Annotated in this window: 1 pseudogene; it reads left to right on the plus strand. The window is 69.9% G+C overall.

The window, feature by feature from the left end:
- Positions 1–602, plus strand: a pseudogene (locus tag G7A99_RS23790) (methyl-accepting chemotaxis protein); the annotation flags it as partial.

A 602-nucleotide genomic window follows, 5' to 3' on the forward strand; every position in this document is an offset into this window, starting at 1 on the left:
CAGGCGATGGCGGACCTCGATTCACGCAGCCAGCGGATATCCACGGCCATGCACCAGATGAACACCACCACCCAGGGCGTTGCCGAACAGGTCCACGAGGTGGCCAGCGTCTCGGCGACGATCCTCGAGCAGTCGCGCAAGGTAAACCACGCCAGCCAGCGCATCCACGAGTATTCCGATGAAGTCCTCACCTCCCTGGGCGCGTTCCGGCTCGCCGCCCACGGCCACGCCCGCACCGCGGTGACCGGGCTCGCCGCCGACCCGGCGCTCGCCGGCGGCGGGCGCGACGAACGCGAGCGGCGCCTGCGCGAGGCCCTCTCGGAGATGCCGTGGGTGGAGCTGTTCTACATCACCTCACCCGCCGGGGATCAGGTCACCGCCAACGTCGCCCAGGCCTCGTTCACCACCAGCTACGAGGGCGACGGCTCCGGCCGCGACTGGTCCGGTCGTGACTGGTTCCGCCGCGCGATGAGCACCGGCCGGGCCTGCGTCACCGATATCTACCGCTCCGCGGCGAACAATCAGTTCTGCCTCACCGTGGGTGTGCCCCTCGTTGACGCACGCGGCGATATCCGCGGGGTGCTGGGGGCGGATGTCAGCCT

Source organism: Arhodomonas sp. KWT (genome assembly GCF_010993615.1).